A 19,916-nucleotide genomic window follows, 5' to 3' on the forward strand; every position below is an offset into this window, starting at 1 on the left:
GGAGGCCCTCGTGGAACTCTTCCCGCCCCTGGCGTACGAGTCCTGGCGCCCGACCAAGGACACGCTGCACCGGTTCGCGCAGATTGTCGGAAAAGTACGCCTAGCAGCCTCACCTCGGCGCAATCACTGGTGGAACGTGCCCTCGCATCTGACCGGGCGGGGCTTGACCACTCGGCCCATGGGTCTCACAGATCAGGGCGACTACTTCTGCATCGACTTCGACTTCGTCGACCACCGCCTCGTCGTCACCACCGGCCGGGGCGGCGAGATCTCGTTCGTACTGCCGGGGTTGTCGGTCGCCGACTTCTACCAGCAGCTGCACTCGGCTCTGGCGGAACTCGGAGTCAGCGCGCGGGTCGCCCTGCCCCGACCCTACGACCTGCCGGATGCGGCACGCCCCTTTGCCGAGGACCATGAGCACCGCGCCTACGAACCGGCGCAGGTGACCCGCTACTGGCAGATACTTTCCCAGGTCAACCTCGTGCTGGAGGAGTATGCGGCACAGTGGTCCGGCAAGACGAGCCCGGTGCACCACTTCTGGCACACCTTCGACATCGCCGTGACCCGTTTCTCCGAACGCGTCATCGAGCAGCCCACCTCGGTCGACCCCGTCACGCGAGAGGCGTACTCCCGGGAGGCGATCAGCGCCGGCTTCTGGTTCGGCAGTCCGGACTTTCCCAAGCCCGCGTTCTACTCCTATACCGCCCCTGAACCCTCCGGTCTGGCCGAACAGCCACTTGAGCCCGCGTCCGCGCATTGGGTGCCTAGCAGGGGCAGCCACCTGGCGGTCCTGGACTACGACATCGCCCGCACGAGTTCTTCACCTCGCGATACCGTCCGCGCCTTCCTGGACAGCGCCTATCACGCCGGTGCCCGACTCGCGGGCTGGGACACCGCACGCGACACCTGCCCCGGCGGCATCACCGACCCGGTCGTCACGCCGGTCTCCAGGTCGGCATCGGGGGCACTTCACGAGGTTCGAGAGTCCCCTACCGCTTAGCAGGCGGAATCTGCTGGTCCGCCTTACCGTCAAGGCATGAGCGTTTACGTCACTCTTTTGCCGGCGGCGATACCGGACCGCGATAGCCGTGAAGATCGAGAACTCCTGGCCATGTCATACGAAGACGAGCCTGGCGCCGGAGCACACAAGTATGAGGTTCTGCCCAGTGGTGCCTTGATGGTCTGGCGGACCTTCCCGGACTCTTCGGCAGTACCCGAGACCACGTTCGGTCCTTCGGCATGGAGCCATGTGCGGGGATCATTCTTCGGAAGCAACGACTAGCGGACCGCGCCAACATGGTGGTGGTGTTTCGTCTTCGCGGTCCGCGCACGACTAGCCTCGATCTTTCGTGACGGCTCGTTGGTTCATCTGGTGGGCCGTTTCGGCTTGTTGGATGGGGTGCGGGCAGGTCACTGGCCCGGCTGTCGCGTCGGGGGGGGGGCGGGGTTCCACGGCTCCGGCGTGCGGGTTCTGGTCGTAGGGGTGGGTCGCGGCTGGTCAGCCGGGGTTCGGGAGGGCCTGGATTCGTTCGATCGCGTGGGTGATCACGTTGGTCCAGGGCCAGTGCGTCGCGAATTTCAGGTGCCGACGGCGGGCGGTGGTGACGAGCTGGGCGGCGGCGGAGAACAGGCGGAGCCGCAGGCAGCGGGGCTCCCAGAGTCGTGCCCGGCCGGTCAGGGCGAGCATCGGCATCCAGGCGAGCAGGTCTAGGTGGGGCCCTGACCCAAGGCCGGGTAGTTAGCGTTTTCGCAGGTCACGCAAGTGGGGCTGGAGACCACGGTGTTGCGGCGTAGAGGCCGGGGCCGAGTTTGTGGATGAGGCCGCTGGCGGCCCACCGATTCAGTTGTCTGTACATGGTCTCCAGGGTGACATCGCCGAAGTGGGCGGCGATGTCGCGGGGTTGCCACAGGCGCGTGGGGTCTTCCTGGAGCAGGGCCAGGATGCGGTGTCGGCGCCGCGCGGCAGGGGTAGCGTGCCGGTCGTCCCGGGAGGCCGAGGGCAGTGCGGGTGAGTGATCCAGGGGTTGCGCCCGTTCATGATCGTGTGGCGGAGCGCGTAGTACGCGGATTCGTTGGCGAACCCGGCCTGAACTCTTGGCGCCCAGCCTCACGGATGGCGTGGAGGCGGCAGCCAACTCGATAGCGAGCGCTGCTGCGTTCCGGGGCCCCAGCGCACCGACTCCACCCATGTCCTCGCGGCCGTGCGAACGCTGAACCGGATGGAGTTCGTCGGCGAAACGCTGCGGGCGGCGCTGGAGGCACTGGACGCAGCCGTCCCGGCGTTGCTGTCGCCGCTGGTCACCCCCGACCGGGTCAAACGTTACGGGGGCCCGGATCGACTCCTACCACTCCCCAAGGGTGACAACGTACGCCAGGGCGAAGACGCCGACTGGCTGGAAAGCCTGCTCTCCTTCGAGCAGGCAGGATGCTCGCACTGTGACTCGGCGGTATTACCGCAGAGGAGGAAGACGGTTGTCCCCCATGGCGGGTTCGGTTCCTGCGGACCGCATCCGGTCCAGAAAGGGATCTCGGCGGCGACCCCGTCGGCGCCGGGTGCACCAACTACCTGGCCTTGGGGCAAGGTCCGAGGGCATCTGGGACCCTTGACCACGCTTAGTGCCATTGTTTAACGTTCCCGGAATGGCTGAGCCACAGGTCCAGCATGAGACGGTGGAGATGGTTCGTGGCGACAGAGAGCATCCCGCGTCAGACGGTGGTCGACCTCTTGGAGGCCAGGCTGCGCGACGACATCCTCAGCGGAACCCACCCGCCGGGGTCTCTTCTGCCGCCGGAGCGGGAACTCGCGGCTGGATACGGTGTCACCCGCACGACTCTCAAGCACGCTCTGTCTCGTCTTGAGCAGGCGGGCCTGCTGAGCACGCGACATGGCGTCGGCACGCGGATCCGTGACTTTCTGAGGGTCGGAGGCGCCGACCTGCTGCCGATGCTGGCCTCCCAGGACAGCGGCTGGCTCGTGGACGTATTCGAAGTGCGGCGACATGTCGGCGTACTCATCGCTCGTCGCGCCGCGATCCGTCGGACCGCGCGGCAAGCGCGGCGGCTCGCTGAGTTGCTGGAATCGGTGGGCGCAGCGGACGACGCCGACATCGCTCAGCTGGCTGATGCGGAAGTCCACCGCGAACTGGCTCGGTCCACCGGCAACAGGGTGTACCTGCTGCTCACCAACACGTTGTTCAACGCATACCTGCCCGTTCGGGGCGCCCTTCGGGCGCCCTTCGAGGACCCGGCCGAGGCGGCAGCCCAACTCGGCCCATTGGTACGGGCCGTGATCGACCGCAGGCCGCAGGACGCGGAGCGGGCAGCGGAGAAGTATTTGCGTGGCACGGAGAAGGTCATGCTGGGTGCCCTCGGGCGTCGAAGCCGCTGACCGGGGCTGGCCCGCGGCGGGCTGCGCGGCGAGCCAAGGGCGACCAACTACCCGTGACGTTCTTCACCATCCTGCAAGTAAGCCGCTGACCTCCGGACCCGGCCGTGTCCCCCTCTCGAACGATGAGTTGGGGGTATCTTGCCGACCTGGGATCCGGACTCGAGACGACGGTGGGCCCCGACGATGTCCTCCAGCGGGAAGACGGTGTCGATGACCGGTCGCAGGGTCTTGCGAGCAAGGCCGTCAAGGACCCAGTCGACGGCAGCCTTGCGGCGTTCGACGTCGGTGGTGAGCTCGTGGACCTTGTATCTCCGGATGGTGAGGCTCTTGAAGATCAACCCCCACACCGGCACTGTCGTGGCCTCGCTGCTCAGCGCACCGTAGATGATCACGGTCCCGCCGGGCGCGGCGGCGCCGGTCAAGCCCGCCAGAGCAGGTCCTCCCACGGGGTCGAAGATGACGCGGGCGCCGTGGCCGTCGGTGAGCTCCTTCACGCGGGTGACCACGTCTTCCTCGCCCGTGACGATCACTGCCTCGGCGCCTTCGTCCAGGAGCGAGCAGTGCGGCGACGAGACCCCGGAGGCTGCGGTCAACGCTCACCCACTTCCGCGTGGGCAGTTCCGGTCAGTGTCCACCGGGCTTCGGAACGCCAGCCGCCCCACCACCGCTCCACGACGATGTGGGCATCGGCGCGTTCGCTGTTGCGGCACACCAGCCTGCTGCCATCGGGGTCGGTGTACTCGAGCGCCAGCGTCCGTTCCTCGGGTTGCGTGACGGTCACATAAATGCGACGTAGGCCGGCTCGCCCGGTGACCGACCAAACCGGCAGGCCGATGCGAGCGCGGAAACGCCCGAGGCCCGCCCATCCGAAGGCGGAGCGCAGTCCGCGTCGCGGCCAGGTACGTCCGTTCTTGCGCAGCCGCAGGAACACCATGGGGGGCAGCTTTCCCAGTACGGGCCGCATCGCCACCGCGGCAACGACCTCCAGCACGTCTCCGTCACCGAGATCGGCATGCAGCCATGCCCAGCGGCGAGCGTTGCCATGCCCGTAGATCCGCGCGGTGGCTCCTGGCGCGCCACGCAGCTCGAGTCGACCGCCGGGATGCTCCACGACACCGGTGAACTGGCATGTCGACGCCGGAAGCATCTGCGCGGCGGGAAGGAGTGGGCGCCGCCAGGCCCACCGCGGAAACGTGTACAGCGGCGCGCCCAGGGAGGTCTGTTCCACGTCCCAGCGGAAGCGCCCGGTCGCGCCCCTCAGCCGTCCGGAGCCCACCATGGCCTCCGTGGTGTCGAACCCCTGCGGTGATGCCACCCACGGCTCCGGACCGAACCGTGCATACTCGACAGGTCCTTCCGGAGGGAAGACCGCAACCCAGCCGTGAGCGTATTCCGTCGCTCCGTCAGTGGGCGCCGTGAGTTCATGATGCAGCCAGATACCAGTACCGGTGACAGGATCGGTGAGGGTGGTGTACCAGACCTCCGTCCGTCCCGGCGAGCCGTCCCAGCGGGGTGTGTACGCGCTGACGCCCTCGTCACGACGGGGAAAGCGCCAGCTCGCCAGGAACGGCACGAGCCGGCTCGCGAGTGGGAACCGCAACGTGCCCTGCCCGACCTGCTGCCCGTCCTCGTAGACGCTGTACGGGAGCACCGTCACCGACGCCACCGGCCGGCGCAGGGAGACCGACTTCCAGCCCACCAGCAGGTATTTCCGGTCTCCGACGGTGAAGCCGACACGGTAGACGATCCTGCGCCGGGCGAGCGGCGAGATCTCCATCTCACCGGCGGCGCCGGGGTCGTCGACCAGACCTTCGATGCGAACGCGTCCGGACACCCGCGCGGTCGTTGTCCCAAGCGGTCTGAGGACCGACGTCGCCTGCACGGAGAGGTCCAGGCGGACCCGCCGAGTCTCCGCATCGCCGACGAGGCGCACCGTGCCCCGCATCGTCTCGGCAAAGGTTGTACTGCGTGAGTTCATCCGGCAGATCCTCCGCACAGAGAGTGCTAAGTGGCTGAGCCACTGAATCACTGGGCCCATTCGGTGTCAATGGGCTCCTACGGGGCTGAACGCCCGCCGCGCAGCGGTAACTTGGCTCGTCGTCGACGGCGGGTCACTGTGCAATCTCAAGGTGTGCACGAGACTGTGCACACCTCTGCGCTGTGATCCCGAAAGAACTGCACCGGCACGTCGGGAACGGTCCGCCGGTGATAGCCGTGCACATGTCCCGACGACACCCTGCAGACCGGGCCGACCGCGGTGTCCTCCGGAGTCCCCGCGCACAGCAGGATCCGCTCACCCTCCTCGACTACCTCTTCGACGACCAGCTGGATCTGCTCCGAAAGCACCATGCCCACAAGCTCTGCGGCGCTGCAAAGCTTCAGCGGTTCAACGGCCCGCAGGTCTGCGAGGTTTGACGTACTCAGTGGATGAGTCACTGTCCCACCTCTTGCAGCACCGAGCCTTGGTGCTCCACTCTTGGCGAGGCTTTCCTCCGTAGACCGGCCTGCCACATAGGTGACGGGCACTCATTTCTGCCTGATGCAGGGAAATTCCAGTGTCGTATCGGCCTTTGATCGATGTCGGCAGCACCCGCTCCCTGCGCCGGCCGCGGCCCCAGGAGACATGCCGGCCGGCACCGGGCGCCACCCGTTGCGCACCGGCCGCCTTTGACAGCACACCCCCACCTGCCATCTGGACCCGCACGCCCGTCTGCACCGGCCTCGGCAGATGCGGGCCTCGCCTCCGCGCGCGGCCCTTTGGAGCCGACGGCCGTCACCGCGGCATCCGCACGCCTGCCACTGCCTCGGCGCCTGCTGCCAAGCCCGGTCGCCCGGCCCCGCAGCACCCTTCCCGCGTCCGGCGGCAACCTGCCTCCCAGCCCCCCAGCCCCGAGGGACGGAAACCGCACCCCACCGTGCCTCTTCCCATCGCTCCACCCCACACCCCATCGATCGAACAGGACGCGACATGGAAATCTCCCGGCGAAGAGTCCTCGCGGCAGCCGCGGCAAGTGTGGTGGCGGCAGCCATCGACGTCGGCGGACTGCGAGCCGTCGCCAGCGCCGCGACGCAGGCGCCCTCGACCACTGGCTCCACCTTCGGCCTCACCACGTTCGACGTGACCGTACAGCGCGGTCCGGACCTGGGCGAGGGCTACCACGGCATCGTCGCGGCTCCCGGTGAGCCGCATATCGTCCGCCGGGACCTCGCCGACGCCGCCACTCCCCAGATCACCCGGTCGCTGGCCGCCTTCGCTCAGATGTCGGACCTGCACATCATCGACGACCAGTCGCCGCTGCGCGTGGAGTGCCTTGACCGGCTCGCGGACTTCGGTCCCCCGCACTACAACTCCTACCCGACCGCCTCTGCCTACCGGGCCCACGAGTTCCTCTCGACGCACTCCACCGACGCCATGTGCCGGGCCCTCAGGGCAGTCGACCGGGGACCACGCACCAGCGCCCCGCTGGCCTTCACCGTGGTCACCGGTGACGCGGTGGACAACTGCCAGTACAACGAGACCCGCTGGTACGTCAACCTGCTCGACGGCAACACCGTCCGCCCCGACTCCGGCGACCTCGCCAAGGACGAGAGCGTCTCCAGCGGCATCTTCGGGCCCGACGCCAACTACTGGCACCCGGAGGCGCACCAGAACCCGCCGGACAACGACGACCTCAACGGCTTCCCTGTGCTCCCCGGGCTGCTGGCGGCCGCCCGCAAGCCCTACACCGCCACCGGCCTCGGCATGCCGTGGTACGCCGCCTACGGCAACCACGACGCGATGGTGCAGGGCAACGTCCCGCCCGACGCGCTGCCCTTCGACCCGCTGAAGAGCATCGCCACCGGCAAGACCAAACTGACACAGGTCAACGGGGTTCCGGACGTCTTCAACTACACGGACCCCTCGTACTACGTCGAATTCCTCGAGGACATCATCACCGGCGACTTCACCTTGAAGACCGCCACCGTGACCCCCGACCCCGGGCGCCGGCTGCTGTCACGGCAGGAGTTCGTCTCCGAGCACTTCAACACCACCGGACTACCGGCCGGCCACGGGTTCGCTCCGGGCAGCGACAAGGCGTACTACGCGATACCGTCCGGGGCCAACGACCTCGTCAAGTTCCTCGTCCTGGACACCACCAACGAAAGCGGAGGCGCCGACGGCGCGCTCGGCCAGGACCAGTGGAACTGGCTCCAGACCCAACTCAAAGCCAACAGCTCCCGCTACGAACTCGACGACTCCGACGGCACCAGGCCCCGGACGGTCGTCACCCAGCCCGGCGTCACGGACAAGCTGTTCGTCGTCTTCTGCCACCACACGATCGACTCGATGGACAATACCGACGACGACCACCCGCACGGCGGCGCTGCCCTGCGCGACCTGCTGCTGCGCTTCCCGAACGTGGTCCTAATGGTCGACGGCCACACCCACGCCAACAACGTCACGGCCCACCGTCCCGCCTTCCCCTCCACCCTCGGAAAGGGCTTCTGGGAGGTGAACACGGCCTCGCACATCGACTGGCCCATCCAGAGCCGCGTCCTGGAGATCGCCGAAGGCGGCGGCCTGCTGTCCATCTTCACCACCATGGTCGACGCCGACGCGCCGCTGTCGGCCAACGGGGACACCGGCACCCCCGCGGCACTGGCCTCCCTGGCGCGGGAGCTCTCCGCCAACGACCCGCAGGAAGTGGGCCGGGGCATCGACAAGCGCCGTGGCATCCCCAACGTGCGCAACACCCAGCTGCTCATCCCGGTACCCTTCACCATCCCCTCCGGCGCCGGCACGCCACTCGCCGGCGTCGGCTGGCCCCGTCTCCAGCAGGGGCAGACCGGTGACCTGGTCAAGGCCCTGCAGTACCTGCTGAACGCTCGCGGTGCGGCCCTGACCCCGGACGGCACCTTCGGCGCTGCCACCGCCAGTGCCCTGCGGTCCTTCCAGACCAGGATCGCCCTGTCGGCCGACGGCATCGCCGCCGCGCCGACCTGGCAGGCGCTCGTCGTGACGGCTGTGCAGGGCAGCACCGGTCCGGCGGTGTCGGCGACGCAGAGCCTGCTGAACGCTCGCGGTGCGGCCCTGCCCGTGGACGGCGTCTTCGGGCCTGCCACGGCCTCTGCCCTGCGGTCGTTCCAGACCAGCCGCGGGCTCACGGCCGACGGCATCATGGCCTCGCCCACCTGGCAGGCGCTTCTGGCGCCCTGACGCCGGCAGGTGCCGCGGCAATGCGGCACCGTCCGGTCCCGGCCCGCCCACGGCGGCCACCGCCGCACCAGACGGTGTCCGCCGTGGGCGAGCCCATCTCCCAGTCCACGGGCATCCAGTCACGCCGGCCCGCGGCCGTCCGCCACCCCCGAGCCCCCGGACCGCCGTGGCTGGCCCGGGATGCATCCGGCAGGTTCGCCGCCACCTCAGGTCACGTCTTCCGGAGCCGGCGGTGTGGTCCGCAGTCTCCCGCGGCTCTATCGACCGGGCAGCGGGACGCCGCCCGTGATCGCCACTCCGGCCTCAGCGACGCGGGCCGCGATCCCGGCAGTCGCCCGTTCAGCCAGCGCAGCGATGGTCAGTGACGGGTTGACCGTGAGCGAGGCCGGAACAGCCGAGCCGTCAGTGACGAACAGGCCGGTGAGTCCCCGCAGTTCGTGCTTGTCGTTGAGGGCGCTGGTGGCCGGGTCGTCGCCGATGCGGGCGGACCCGAGCGGGTGGGCCGTGACCGAACCGGCCACGTCCTCCGTCCATGGGCGGACCCGGGACAGACCATCCTTCTCCAGTATTCCGCGGAGCGCCGTGTCTGCCCGGTCCCATGCCTGGCGGGTTCGGGTGGTGGGGTGGAAGGACATCGTGCCCTGACCGAGACCTGGTGCCAGGCGGATGAAGCTTCCGGTCGGGGGAGCCACCCCGAAGGTGCCTTCGTTGTCGTCCTCGGTCATGGCGAGCAGGGTGAGCCAGGACTTCCAGCGGGCTCGCATCTGCCGTTTGTCAACGCCGAACCAGCTCGGCGCACCGGTTGTCTGGGCAAGGACATTGGTCAGCGGCGGGAAGTAGATCTGCTGGAGCATGAACCGGCTGTACTCCGGTGCGGACGGATCCAGGTAGTCGTACGTCGCAGAGGTGATCGGCCGGCCGATCGGCAGCCCCTGATAGGCGGTCCCGTCGGGACGGGAGAGCCCGAGCAGCGACCGTACCTTGCTCTCGTCGACATCGGCGACGCTGACGTGGTCGCCGTTGCCGGAGAAGTAACGCCCGACCGCGTCCGGGACACCGCCGAGCAGCGGGGAGGACCGCTGGAGGATCACCGGCGTGCCCACCGCGCCTGCCGCCACCACCACGACTTTGGCGTTGATGATCCCCACGTTCGTGGTGCAGGTGTAGTCATCGGGGTCGAGGACGGTGTAGGTGACCGCGTAGCGGTAGCCGGACTCCAGTGAGGGTGTGATCAGCTGGACCTCGTGGAGCGGTCGGATGACCGCACCGTGGGCTTCCGCTGCGGGCAGATAGTTGAGCAGCATGGAGCGCTTGGCGTCGAACTTGCAGCCCGACAGCATCCAGTTGCAGTTGGTGCAGGCCGCGGTGTCCACCGCGACCGGAACAGGATTGCAGGTGTGCCCGGCCCGCTGGCAGGCGGCCGCCAGCACCCCACCCGCGTAGGAGACGTCCGACCAGCCGGTGCGGGCGACCGGCAGCGCCTGCTCCGCCCGGTCGTACCAAGGGTCGAGCGTGGCACGGCTGATGGACGCCGGCCACATCCGCCGCCCGATGCTGCCGCGGCGCTCGAAGGCGTACGACGGTGCCCTTAGTGAGCCGGCAAAGTAGACGACGCTGCTGCCGCCGACGCAGTTGCCCGCCACCACCGACACGCCGTCGCCGCGGATCACGTCGACGATCTTGTTGAAAGTGCCGAGCCGCATGGAGTGGCTGAACTCCGCCGCACCCCAACGAGGCCCGCGTTCGAGGATGGTGACGCGTGCTCCGCCCGCGGCCATGTAGTACGCGGGGATGGCCCCGCCGAACCCGCTGCCGATCACCAGGACGTCCGTGGTCTCGCTCATGCGGGGCTTCCCGAGGGAGTCGTGGCCGGGTGGAGTGCCGCGAGCGGGCGGCCGTAGGAGAAGTCCGCGAACCGCCACAGGCCGTCCGGGTCCGGCGTGGGGAAGCGCAGCCAGGCCAGTCCCGGGTGGCCCTGGGTCAGGGCGGAGCCCGTGTCGAACTGCCCGGCGGTGTCGAAGGCGATACCGACCATCAGGCTCAGGACCTGCCAGACCGGCTGGTCGATGTCATCCGAGCCGAACAGGCCGCGGACCAGGTTGGTTCGGTGCGAGAAGGAGAGATCGACGAAGGGTGGCCGGCTGGGCGACAGCCAGATCAGCCGGACCGCCGCGTAGGCGACGGCACGGACGTCGAGCAGGGCCGCAATCGCCGGCAGCAGCGGGGCCAACGGCAACTGGGGCGAGTTCATGACGTCGATGACACCCGCCTGGACGGCGCCTGGCCCAGTGACCGCTCCGGCGCACACCCGATCACCCGAGAACCGGCTCTCACCGGGGATGAGGGTGTCGGCAAAGGCCCCCAGGGTCTGTGTCGTCCAGTCCTCGGAGACATCAGCCGCGGCGGATGCCGGGGCGGCGGTGAGCCCCCCGGTGGCCAACACGGCAACCGATGCGGTGAGCGCCTTCAAAATCGCTCGTCGGTCGAGGGTAGACATGACCCATCACCCGATCAGTGCGCAGCCGAGGTCGAAGGGAAGCGCCACGGTCAAACCCGTCTCGCCGGCCTCCTGACCATAGCCGGACAGCACGTCGGCCAGTTCGTCGAAGTTCGCCGAGCGCAGGACGGCGATGGCGTCACCGATGCCCACCGTCCGGCCGTTGACGCTGAAATGGCTGAGGCGGGCACCGGCCCGTTGGTTGGTCTTGTCCCACCAGTACTGACCGTCCCAGGCCACATACGGTACGGCCCCGTTGGTGGCCTGCACGCTCCAGTGGTCCCGCTGGTAGTAGCGGCAGGTCAGCATGGTGATGGCGAAGCGGGAGGGCTCGGCGACCAGGAAGCGCAGGGCTCCACCGTCGTCGAAAGTGATGTCGCGCTTGTTGTATTCCACACACAGCGGGTTCATGAACATCAGCCACAACGGCGGCTGCTCACCCTCGCCGAACTCGTGCCAGGTGCACGTGCCGGCGAACTCCGGCTCGGCGAAGGGCCCGACCGGCGGCACGGCGGAGGACGCCTGGACCGCCGAGGTGGTTACAGCTCGGGCCGCGCTGACGGCAGCGGCCGACTCGGCAGGTGCGGCGGATGCGTTCTTGCCCGGCAGCAGTGCGGCGCAGACCCCGAGGACAAGCGCGAAGCCGGCCGCGGTGGTGCGCAGATACAGAAGAGACACAGGACCTCCCGGAAGCGGAACAGAGTGGTGTCGCTCAGAAAGGCCGCCGCCGTGGCACCGATGGCGGGGAACCGGCACACCGATGATGGGGCACACCTACCACGCAGTACAAGAGGTGGTCGGGTGACTGAGCCACTTCCCTGATGCAGGAAGACCCCGTCGCGTCGACCCCGCCGAGACGGCACCCGTCATAGACCAGGGGTCGACCGACCAGTACGTCGTCACCCCCATGCTGCCCGCCCCCCACCCCAGCGCGCCTGCTCGGAGCTCCGCACGGGCGGCCGCCGGTGCACTTCCTGGGACGGGGTGACGCCGATCGCCGACGTCTCCTTAAAGGGAGTCAGACCCGGCGCATTCAGGCCACAGCGCTGATGCCTGGCGCCGGTTCAGGATCAGTTGGGCGCGCGATGGTCCCGCCTCAGCGCTGCACCTTTGTCGCCCGGTCCCCAGCGGCCCCGAGACCATCACAGCGTGGCTGAAGCCGTTCGCGGAAATATACCTCGGAACCACATGAGGTGACGCATCGTCACGTCCTGCTACTCCGGTGCGCCAGCGGCATCTCACCCGATCCCCCGTCACATCGGCCTTCGAATGGGAGGACCGCGTCATCCGGCTAGGGCGTGGGCGATGCCTCGGTGAGAGACATCCAGTGCTGGACGGTGTTCTGGTGGGAACCGGTCGTCGTGCCTGCGGCCACTGCCTCCGCGTCCGCGACGGAGCACGGTGCCCGTTCGCGGGTCAGCAGGACGAGCGGCCACTGAGGGCCGGGGCCGGCCCCCGCTCCATCGAAGGCGGTCCAGTCCCGTTTACGAACGGGTGGACGTGGCCTAGCCTCAGTACCGGTAACTTAGAACTCCTAACAGAATGCCGCAACTTGCCTTGGAATGTTGGTGTCTGATGGGTTGTTAGCCTGCACATGAGAAGGGGTGAGCAACCGCCGTGGATCGTGCCGGATGGGCTGTGGGCGCGGATCGAGCCGTTGCTGCCGGTTGTGCCGCGCCGAACGGATCACCCCGGCCGCAAGCGTCTGGACGACCGGAAGGTGCTGTCGGGCATCCTGTTCGTGCTGTACACCGGCATTCCGTGGGAGTTCCTGCCCCAGGAGCTGGGCTTCGGCTCTGGCATGACCTGCTGGCGGCGCCTGCGTGACTGGAACGACGCGGGAGTCTGGCAGCGTCTGCACGAATCACTCCTGGCCGAACTGAACGCCGCCGGCGCGCTGGACTGGTCGAGGGCGGTGATCGACGGCTCGCACGTCAGGGCGCTCAAAGGCGGCCCAAAACAGGACCGAGCCCGGTCGACCGTGCCCGAACAGGCTCCAAGCACCATCTGATCACCGAAGGGCACGGCATCCCGCTGGCGGTATCGCTGACCGGCGGAAACCGCAACGACGTCACCCAGCTCATCCCCCTGATCCAGGCCGTCCCGCCCGTACGAGGCCGGCGCGGACGGCCCCGACAACGACCGGTCGCGCTCTACGCCGACCGCGGCTACGACCACGACAAGTACCGCAAGCAGGTGCGGGCCCTCGGGATCACCCCGGTCATCGCGCGGCGCGGCGTCGAGCACGGTTCCGGACTGGGCGTGCACCGCTGGGTGGTCGAGCAGAGCTTTGCATTGCTGCACTGGTTCCGCCGACTGCGCATCCGCTGGGAGATCCGCGACGACATCCACGAAGCCTTCCTCAGCCTGGCCTGCGGCATCATCTGCTGGCGCCGACTGGTCAACCTCTCACTTTGTTAGGAGTTCTTAGAGGCAATCCGGTCGTTGTTGTTGATGTGCCAAGAGCGGGTCAACTGAAGTCATCTGGTGAGCGGCTGTCGGATCGGGTCGCGGTCGGGGTGCTGACACAGGCGTTCCCTCAGTCGCTGGTGGATGAGGTGCTGGCGGAGACGGGTCAGGTGCAGCAGCGGAACCGGCTGTTGCCGGCCCGGCTGGTGGTCTACTTCGTGTTGGCGATGTGCCTGTTCTCCGGGCAGGGCACTGTCACGTTTGGCTGACCGGATGGGATGATCTTCTGGTTGATCATGGTGGAGGGGGGTTGTCCGTGGGTAGCGCGCCGCCGTCGTACAAGGGGCACCGGTACCCAGCGGAAATCATCGCCCACTGCGTGTGGCTCTACCACCGCTTCCCGCTCAGCTTCCGCGAGGTCGAGGAGCTGATGCTCGAGCGCGGTGTCGTCGTCTCGTATGAGACGGTCCGGCGATGGTGCGTCAAGTTCGGGCAGGGCTACGCAGGCGCGCTGCGCCACCGCCGGCCCCGGCCTGGCGACAAGTGGCACCTGGACGAGGTCTTCATCAAGATCAACGGGGAGCTGAAGTACCTGTGGCGGGCCGTCGACCAGGACGGCAACGTCCTCGACATCCTTGTCCAGAACCGTCGCAACAAGGCCGCGGCTCGACGTTTCTTCCGTCGTCTGATGAAGAGGACCCGGGCGGTGCCGCGGGTGATCGTCACCGACAGGCTGCGTTCCTACGGCGCGGCCCACCGCGAGGGCATGCCCTCGGTCGAACACCGCTCACACAAGGGTCTGAACAACCGGGCGGAGAACAGTCATCAGCCCACCAGGCAGCGTGAACAGGCGATGAAAGGCTTCCGTAGTGTGGGCGCAGCGCAGCGGTTTCTGTCCGCGTTCAGCGGCATCTCACCGCACTTCCGGCCCCGCCGCCATCTGATGACAGCCTCCGACTACCGATCCGAAATGACCATCCGCTTCGCGATCTGGGACCAGGTCACCGGCATCGCGGGCCTGCCCGCCGAAGCCTGAGCACCGACCCGAGACCCGACCTCCGCCACGCCCCGACACGACGTCAGAAACCCACGCACTTAACAACGTGACAGCGCCGTTCATCGAGGTAGAGCGGTTTGAGGCTTACGGCGCCGAGCAGTGGTTCGGCATGTGGTCCCCGGTCGCGCTGTCCGACTGAGCTCGTGCTCGGCAGTGTCCGCACTCACCGCGATGAAGCCGGGCGGGCGCGAGGAGATCAATCGAGGTTCAAAGATGGGTTCTCACACCCGCTCGGTGTATCGCAATCGAACACTGCGGCCACCCTCCGTGACAGCTCCCCAAGATCTGTGCCAGAACCGAGTTCTGGCAGCGACTATCGATCGGCGGTGACACCGCCCGGTGTTGGCGGAGAGTGTTTTGACACCGCTTGAGGGCTTGCGGTGGGACCCCCTGAAAGGTGGCCTGCAGGATCTTTGATCAAGGGCCGCAACCCCGGCCGGTGCTTAACGGATCAGTCTGGCCGCCTTGGTGGCCCGATGGGCGAAGACCTGCTCGCGGCGGTCAGCCATCTGCCTCAGCGCATCCTTTCGGTCCCGTTTCGAGAGCCGGTCCAGATACACGTGTCCGAAGAGGTGATCGGTCTCGTGCTGCAGGCACCGAGCGAAGTACCCCGTCCCTTCGATGACCAGCAGCCTGCCGTCCTTGTCGAAACCGCGTACTACGGCACGGTCGGTCCGCGGGACGTCCATGACGGCCCCCGGCACGGACAGGCAGCCCTCCCCTTCGTCGACGAGTCGCCGGCCAGGCGGGTCGAGTTCGTCGAGAACCGGGTTGATGATGTGCCCGACGTGGCGGACACCGTGGTCGTCCGGGCAGTCGTACACGAAGACCCTCAGAGTGCGGGATGTGGCGTTCCGTCGGTCTTGTCATCGCTCGATGGTGTGATGTTGGGGCATCGCTGGTGGTCAGGAGTTCGGGGTTCGCTTGAGTTGTGGCATGAGCATGCGCAAGCCGTACCCGAGTGATCTCACCGACGAGCAGTGGGAGCTCCTCGAACCCGTGATCACGGCATGGAAGGCCCGGCATCCGTCGGTCAGCGGGCATCAGGGGAAGTACGCGATGCGGGAGATCGTGAACGCCATCCTCTACCAGAACCGCACGGGTTGTCAGTGGGAGTTCCTGCCCCACGACATGCCCCCGCCCGGAGCGGTGAAGTACTACTTCTACCTCTGGCGCGACGAGGGCACCGACCAGGACATTCACGACCTGCTGCGCTGGCAGCTGCGGGAGAAGCGGAAACGATTAGCCGACCCGAGCCTGGTGGTCCTGGACACGCAGAGCATCCACGTGGCCGTCGGCGTCCCGGCCACGACGACGGGCCGGGACGCCGCGAAAAGGGTGCCGGGCAGGAAGAGATGCCTGGCCGTGGACGTGCTGGGCCTCGTCATTGACTGCGTCGTCCTGCCCGCCTCCGCGCACGAGAACACCGCCGGCATCGCCCTGCTGGACGCTGTCACCGAGCAGTGCGACACGGTGAAAAAGGCCCTGGTCGACCAGGGCTTCAAGAAGAAGGTCGTCGAGCACGGCAAGAACGTGGGTATCGACGTCGAGATCGTCGAGCGCAACCCGGACGACAAGGGCTTCGTTCCACAGGCCAAACGGTCCTACCTTGTTCGTGGGTTGGACGGGCCGTCGTAAGGTCCAGAGACCCAGAGACACCGGGTATGGCTTCCAAGCGGTTGCCCTCGATGGTTCCATCCACCTGGCCGCCCGGTGTCTCACGACGACTCGGCCGCTGATTAGGAGCTGCGAACGCCTTCGAGCGGATCGCTGAGTAGGACCACGCCGGCGAGGTCGTCCGGGAGAACAGAGCGTCATCGAACGACCGGAGGAACAGGTGGCCCAGATCTGGGCGGGTACGGACATCGGCAAGACCCATCACCACTGCGTGGTCCTCAACGCGGAGGGCGTACGGTTGCTGTCGCGACGGGTCTTGAACGACGAGCCGGAGCTGCTGGCCCTGCTCGCCGATGTGCTGGCCCTCGACGAGGACGTGGTCTGGGCGGTCGACGTTGCCGACGGCATGGCCGCACTGTGGATCAGCCTCTTGCTCAACCACGGCCAGCACCTCGTCTACATACCCGGCCTGGCGGTTAACCGGGCTTCGGCCGGATACCGGGGCATGGGCAAGACCGACGCGAAGGACGCCACCGTCATCGCCGACCAGGCCCGGATGCGCCGAGACCTGACCGTCCTGAAGCCGGACGACGAGCACGCCATCGAACTGCGGATCCTCACCAGCCGTCGGGCCGACCTGAACGCCGACCGCACCCGCCGGATCAACCGCCTGCGCGGCCAACTCACCAGCATCTTCCCGGCCTTGGAGCGAGTCCTCGACCTGGGCAACGCCGGGCCGCTGATTCTGCTGACCGGCTATCAGACGCCGGCCGCTCTGCGTCGAACTGGCCGCAGGCGCCTGGAGACCTGGCTGCGGAACCGTAACACCCGCAGTCCCGAAGCCCTGGCCGAGGTCGCCCTGGAAGCGGCTGAGCGCCAGCACACCGCCGTCCCCGGGGAGAAGATCACGGCGCAGGTGATCCATACCCTGGCCAAGGAGGTGATGAGCCTCAACGAGCAGATCACCGAGATCGACAAGCTCATTGCGGCCCGGTTTCGCGACCAAGAACTCGCCGAAGTAATCTCCAGCATGCCCGGCATCGGCCCACTGCTGGGCGCGGAGTTCCTCGCCGCCACCGCCGGCGACATGAGCCGCTACGGCACCGCTGACCGCCTGGCCAGCCTTGCCGGAGTCGCTCCGGTCCCCCGGGACTCGGGCAACATCAGTGGCAACCTGCACAGGCCCAGGCGCTATCACCGCGGGCTGCAACGCGTCTTCTACACCTCCGCGCTGATCAGCATCCGCAGCTGCGACCAGTCGCGTCGTTTCTACGAACGCAAGCGCGCCGAAGGCAAGCGGCACATCCAGGCCGTCCTCGCCCTGGCCCGACGACGCGTGAACGTCCTGTGGGCTCTCATCCGTGACGGACAGTGCTACCAAAGCAACCTCCCCGTCACTGCTGCGGCTTGACAACATCATTAGGAGGTGGATCGTGGAGCAGACGAACGGGATCCTGATGTTCTACCGCCGTCTCGTACGCGACTACGAACACCGCCCCGCCTCCTCCCGCTCCCGCGTTCTGTGGGCGATGGCCTCCGTCATGAGCCGTCGCCTCACCGGAGCCACCAGCGCCTCCTGGAGGACCGCATGAGCGAGAACCCGCAGGTCAAAGTCATCCTGGAACACATCGAGACCCGCGAACGCGAACTGGACGACCAGGCCGGGCAGTTCCGGGCCCGCATCGAAGAGCTCACCCGGCAGCTCGGCGAACTCGACGCGGAGAGCGAGAACCTGCGCATCACCCGCAAGACCCTCCTCACTCTCCCGCTGCCCTCACCCTCCACCGGGCCGGACCGCCCCGACATCCCGGACCACCCCGCCTACCAGCAGATCCTTACCGCCCTGACCGACGCGGGCCGGCCGATACGCGCCCGCGACCTCTGCCAGGCCCTCGACCTGCCGATCCTCCCGAAGAACACCGAAGGCATCCGCTGCAAACTGAAACGCCTGGTCAGCCGGGGCATCCTCATCGAACCCGAACCCGGCCTGTTCGCCTGCCCCGGCGCCTGAGGACCACCCCCCACCCGCGACCAGCGGTCCTTCCACAACCTCAACCACGAAACGGACAAGAGCCCACGTTCCGCACTCTCACAAGCCACAGTTGAGGGATAGGGCCCTCTCGGGCGTGGCGCGCATCCTGCGTTGCGCCCGGGACGGGGGTTCACCAGAGTCAGCGAGGTGGGCCCGCGCCAACTCCTCGTTGAATCCTGGGAGTTGGATTGCAGCGAGGGTACCGGCCGCTTCTCGCAACCGGCCACGACTGTCAACGACGCCCAGGAATCCCAGTGGTTACGGCAACGGCCCGGACCCTCACGTCGTGGGGCGACAGCACCTGGACTCGGTTGGAAAGCTGACGTTATGTCAGCCTGGCCCCGCGCAGTGTGGGGTTGCACCCGGAACTCCGGCTGAGGCCGCGCCTGGGTGTTACTCCCGCTGCTCCTCCCGGCCTGCGTCCTCCACGGTGTTCTGGGCGAGTGGCTGCTGAAACTACAGGGCACGTCGGACAGCGACGAGACCGTGCCCCCGAGCACGAGACTCCTGGAAAGTGGCGCCGCCCTGCCGGCCCTGATCGCCCCGGGCGTCGCCGCACTGATCGTCGGCCCCCGAAGCACGCCCTCCCGCAGCATCCGTGCCGTGCCGGTGCAAGTCGCAGACCGGGCAGCCGCCGCTCATGATGGAGAGCGAGAGAGTCACATGGCTTTTCCAGTCCACATCCGCGGAGGTGAGCCTCATGACTCTGCCCGCACGACACCGGCACGGCCACCTGCTGGAGCGGGCCTACCCGCCGATAGCCGCCGAGTTCGACGAATTCTTCGAGCGGATGAACCGGTTCCTGGAGTCCGCCGCACCGTCCCGGACGGAGCCCATGGCCTGGGCGCCGTTGGCCGACCTGAGCGAGACCGACGAGGCCTACAAGGTCGAGTGCGAACTGCCCGGCATCAAGCGCGAGGACATCAACGTCGAGGTCAGCGGACGGGAACTGCACATCACCGGGGAGATGAAGGAACGCGAACGGGAAGGCATGCTGCGCCGCGCCACGCGCCGCACCGGGCTATTCGAGTACCGGGCGCTGCTGCCCACCGATGTGAAGGCCGAGGACGTGCACGCCACCCTTGCCAACGGCATCCTCACCGTCGCCGCCCCCAAGGCTCAGGCGGCCAAGCCCCGTCACATCGAGATCGAGGGCTGAACCGCCACCCCTAAAGGAACGATCGACGGGTGCGGACGACTCTGACCCTCGATCCGCACCCGTGCGACCACGTGGGGTGACCAGTGGAAGGGGGCAGGATGGGTTACAAGACCTGCCGCACGCCCCTGCACCATGCGACAACAACGTACCTGCCATGATCGGCCGTGGCGGAACGCATGCTCGGCCGACCGGCAGGAATCCCAGGACGACCATGACCCATGCCAGGCCCGGGCAGTTGCCGCGAGGTCATCGGAACCTTCCGCACACCGGTGATCTGCGTGTCGAGGCGTGGGCGCCGACACGCGCGGAGTGCATTGCCGAGGCGGTGCGAGGCATGGTCGGCAGCTTCGCCGAACTCCCATCGGGCGTCTCCGGCGTCGCCCGGGAGTGCGTGGTGTCCGCCGAGGACGACGGCCGACTCCTGGGCGCCGTACTTGAGGAAGTCATCTACCGCATGGACGGCTCGGACGAACTCCCTGTGGACGTCGCGATGATGCCGGAGGCCGACGGGGTACGTGTGCGACTCAGGCTCGATGGCCACGCAGACCGGGGCCGTGCCC

Annotated in this window: 15 protein-coding genes and 5 pseudogenes; 12 read left to right on the forward strand and 8 right to left on the reverse strand. The window is 67.8% G+C overall.

What is annotated here, in order from left to right; genetic code table 11:
* Positions 1-10 precede the first annotated feature (10 nt).
* A complete protein-coding gene (locus tag OG819_RS49635) occupies positions 11-1,000 on the forward strand; it encodes a DUF5996 family protein (RefSeq protein WP_266656270.1) in 990 nt (329 codons plus the stop codon).
* A 498-nt stretch (positions 1,001-1,498) separates the two neighbouring features.
* Here OG819_RS49635 and OG819_RS49640 read toward each other — a convergent pair.
* Positions 1,499-1,711, reverse strand: a pseudogene (locus tag OG819_RS49640) (transposase); the annotation flags it as partial.
* Between the two features lie 972 nt (positions 1,712-2,683).
* Here OG819_RS49640 and OG819_RS49645 point away from each other — a divergent pair.
* Positions 2,684-3,388: a FadR/GntR family transcriptional regulator gene (locus OG819_RS49645; protein ID WP_266422743.1), complete on the forward strand. Its 705-nt coding sequence runs from the start codon at positions 2,684-2,686 to the stop codon at positions 3,386-3,388.
* Between the two features lie 47 nt (positions 3,389-3,435).
* Here the strand turns inward: OG819_RS49645 and OG819_RS49650 are convergent, their stop codons facing one another.
* From OG819_RS49650 to OG819_RS49660, 3 genes are all read right to left on the reverse strand, one after another.
* Positions 3,436-3,918 carry a zinc-binding dehydrogenase gene (locus OG819_RS49650; RefSeq protein WP_266638306.1) on the reverse strand — a complete coding sequence of 161 codons (483 nt, stop codon included), beginning with the start codon at positions 3,916-3,918 and terminating at the stop codon, positions 3,436-3,438.
* A gap of 59 nt (positions 3,919-3,977) precedes the next feature.
* Entirely contained in the window at positions 3,978-5,366 is a 1,389-nt protein-coding gene (locus tag OG819_RS49655; protein ID WP_266638307.1) for a hypothetical protein, read from the reverse strand.
* A 146-nt stretch (positions 5,367-5,512) separates the two neighbouring features.
* Positions 5,513-5,824, reverse strand: a complete 312-nt coding sequence (locus tag OG819_RS49660; protein WP_266656272.1) for a hypothetical protein — start codon at positions 5,822-5,824, stop codon at positions 5,513-5,515.
* 532 nt (positions 5,825-6,356) lie between these two features.
* Here OG819_RS49660 and OG819_RS49665 point away from each other — a divergent pair.
* On the forward strand, positions 6,357-8,585 hold the full coding sequence (locus OG819_RS49665; protein WP_266656274.1) for a TIGR03767 family metallophosphoesterase: 2,229 nt from the start codon (positions 6,357-6,359) through the stop codon (positions 8,583-8,585).
* A gap of 257 nt (positions 8,586-8,842) precedes the next feature.
* Here OG819_RS49665 and OG819_RS49670 read toward each other — a convergent pair whose 3' ends face one another.
* From OG819_RS49670 to OG819_RS49680, 3 genes are read right to left on the reverse strand one after another with little or no spacing between them, the layout of a single operon-like run.
* Positions 8,843-10,429, reverse strand: a complete 1,587-nt coding sequence (locus tag OG819_RS49670; RefSeq protein ID WP_266638310.1) for a GMC family oxidoreductase N-terminal domain-containing protein — start codon at positions 10,427-10,429, stop codon at positions 8,843-8,845.
* Positions 10,426-11,082, reverse strand: coding sequence for a DUF5987 family protein (locus OG819_RS49675; protein WP_266589963.1), 657 nt, complete (start codon positions 11,080-11,082; stop codon positions 10,426-10,428). The genes OG819_RS49670 and OG819_RS49675 overlap by 4 nt, the downstream gene beginning before the upstream one ends.
* A gap of 6 nt (positions 11,083-11,088) precedes the next feature.
* Positions 11,089-11,760 carry a hypothetical protein gene (locus OG819_RS49680; RefSeq protein ID WP_266638311.1) on the reverse strand — a complete coding sequence of 224 codons (672 nt, stop codon included), beginning with the start codon at positions 11,758-11,760 and terminating at the stop codon, positions 11,089-11,091.
* 916 nt (positions 11,761-12,676) lie between these two features.
* Between OG819_RS49680 and OG819_RS49685 the strand changes: the two genes are divergently transcribed.
* The 3 genes from OG819_RS49685 to OG819_RS49695 all read left to right on the forward strand — a co-directional run bounded on the left by OG819_RS49685 (position 12,677) and on the right by OG819_RS49695 (position 14,527).
* Positions 12,677-13,503 (forward strand): IS5 family transposase gene (locus tag OG819_RS49685; protein WP_266637201.1). Its coding sequence is split into 2 segments (ribosomal slippage): positions 12,677-13,037 and positions 13,037-13,503, totalling 828 coding nucleotides; the frame shifts between segments, so codons are not numbered across the junction.
* Positions 13,497-13,760, forward strand: coding sequence for a transposase domain-containing protein (locus OG819_RS49690; RefSeq protein WP_266656276.1), 264 nt, complete (start codon positions 13,497-13,499; stop codon positions 13,758-13,760). Before OG819_RS49685 ends, OG819_RS49690 begins: the two co-directional genes overlap by 7 nt.
* A gap of 41 nt (positions 13,761-13,801) precedes the next feature.
* A complete protein-coding gene (locus OG819_RS49695) occupies positions 13,802-14,527 on the forward strand; it encodes an IS6 family transposase (protein WP_266656277.1) in 726 nt (241 codons plus the stop codon).
* A gap of 464 nt (positions 14,528-14,991) precedes the next feature.
* On the opposite strand, the pseudogene OG819_RS49700 reads toward OG819_RS49695, so the two are convergent.
* Positions 14,992-15,384: pseudogene (locus tag OG819_RS49700) on the reverse strand (peptide deformylase); the annotation flags it as partial.
* 100 nt (positions 15,385-15,484) lie between these two features.
* Here OG819_RS49700 and OG819_RS49705 point away from each other — a divergent pair.
* The 6 genes and pseudogenes from OG819_RS49705 to OG819_RS49730 form a co-directional block, all read left to right on the forward strand.
* A pseudogene (locus OG819_RS49705) lies at positions 15,485-16,150 on the forward strand (IS5 family transposase); the annotation flags it as partial.
* A 235-nt stretch (positions 16,151-16,385) separates the two neighbouring features.
* Positions 16,386-17,576: an IS110 family transposase gene (locus OG819_RS49710; RefSeq protein WP_266656281.1), complete on the forward strand. Its 1,191-nt coding sequence runs from the start codon at positions 16,386-16,388 to the stop codon at positions 17,574-17,576.
* A 10-nt stretch (positions 17,577-17,586) separates the two neighbouring features.
* Positions 17,587-17,757, forward strand: a pseudogene (locus tag OG819_RS49715) (IS5/IS1182 family transposase); the annotation flags it as partial.
* Positions 17,754-18,176: a hypothetical protein gene (locus OG819_RS49720; RefSeq protein ID WP_212726660.1), complete on the forward strand. Its 423-nt coding sequence runs from the start codon at positions 17,754-17,756 to the stop codon at positions 18,174-18,176. The pseudogene OG819_RS49715 and the gene OG819_RS49720, both read left to right, overlap by 4 nt.
* A gap of 721 nt (positions 18,177-18,897) precedes the next feature.
* Entirely contained in the window at positions 18,898-19,356 is a 459-nt protein-coding gene (locus OG819_RS49725) for an Hsp20/alpha crystallin family protein (protein WP_266638316.1), read from the forward strand.
* A gap of 211 nt (positions 19,357-19,567) precedes the next feature.
* Positions 19,568-19,837: pseudogene (locus OG819_RS49730) on the forward strand (archease); the annotation flags it as partial.
* Positions 19,838-19,916 lie beyond the last annotated feature (79 nt).

The sequence above is a fragment of the Streptomyces sp. NBC_01549 genome (genome assembly GCF_026339955.1).
Lineage (GTDB): Bacteria > Actinomycetota > Actinomycetes > Streptomycetales > Streptomycetaceae > Streptomyces.